Raw genomic sequence first — 737 nt, forward strand, 5'->3', positions numbered from 1 at the left:
CTATTTGGCCATGTTAAAGGGGCGTTTACGAATGCGGATAAGGATCGCCAGGGCAAATTTCTGTTAGCAGACGGCGGAACTTTGTTCCTGGATGAAATTGGTGAGCTTCCCCTGGAGGTGCAAGGTACTTTGCTTCGTGCTATCCAGCATCAGGAAATACAAGTTGTCGGCAAAGATACCGTCCGGAAAGTTGATGTCAGGATAATTGCCGCCACTAACCGGCACCTTGAAGAAGAAGTTAACGCCGGACGTTTTCGTAACGATTTGTATCACCGGCTAGGAGCATTCCCTATTCACGTTCCACCTTTAAGAGACAGACGAACTGACATTCCGCTGCTTGCAGGTTTTTTTACCGAACGGGCCCGACGCAAACTGGGCTTACAGCAGCTGACTATCTCTGGTCAGGCGATGGATAGTATTGTCAATTATGCATGGCCGGGCAATATTCGTGAACTCGAACATGTTATCTCCAGAGCAGCACTTTATGCCCGAGAAGAAATGCCCACCGGTGTCACTACGATATCTCCGACCCACCTGACCGGTTTGCAACTCAGTTATTCATCTTTGCAGACGGACAAAGAGGTCCCATCGCCCACGGTTGAGCCACAGCCTCCGGTGGATCTGAAAGTCCAAACCGATGCATTCCAGCGGACGCTTATCAGCGACACTCTCAAACACACAAATGGAAACTGGAGTAAAGCGGCACAACGTTTGTCTATGGACAGGGCCAATCTGAG

At 49.9% G+C, this 737-nt stretch carries 1 protein-coding gene; it reads left to right on the forward strand.

Annotation, left to right across the window (positions count from 1 at the left end; all coding sequences use genetic code 11):
* A partial coding sequence (locus tag HHX48_RS18580; RefSeq protein ID WP_191026742.1) for a sigma 54-interacting transcriptional regulator occupies positions 1-737 on the forward strand: 737 nt, incomplete at both ends.

This window comes from Salinimonas profundi, from assembly GCF_014750655.1.
In the GTDB taxonomy this organism is placed as follows: Bacteria; Pseudomonadota; Gammaproteobacteria; order Enterobacterales; family Alteromonadaceae; genus Alteromonas; species Alteromonas profundi_A.